Origin of the sequence: Loktanella sp. SALINAS62 (assembly GCF_018263905.1) — a bacterium.
Classification (GTDB): domain Bacteria; phylum Pseudomonadota; class Alphaproteobacteria; order Rhodobacterales; family Rhodobacteraceae; genus Loktanella.
Map to the genome: position 1 here is coordinate 1 of NZ_JAAFZU010000046.1, position 276 is coordinate 276.

The window sequence follows — 276 nt, forward strand, 5'->3', positions numbered from 1 at the left end:
AAAATGGGCCAGTAAATACGCTTCCATCACCCCGGCCTGGCGCCGAGCATGGCAGGAGGTGATCCCGTTCTTTGCCTTCGATCCGGCGATCCGCAAGATCATCTACACTACGAACGCGATAGAGAGTTTAAACCGGGTGATCCGCAAATCGATCAAGACGCGGGGATCATTCCCAACCGAAGACGCCGCCACGAAGTTGATCTATCTGGCGATCCGCAACTTCGAGAAAGGTGGTCGAAATGTTCGGGAATGGTTTGCCGCACGCAACCATTTCGC

General features: G+C 54.7%; 1 protein-coding gene. It reads left to right on the top strand.

Annotated features, from left to right (window positions below):
* Positions 1 to 276: transposase (locus tag GZH79_RS14170; RefSeq protein ID WP_211644430.1), on the top strand; the 276-nt coding region annotated here is incomplete at both ends.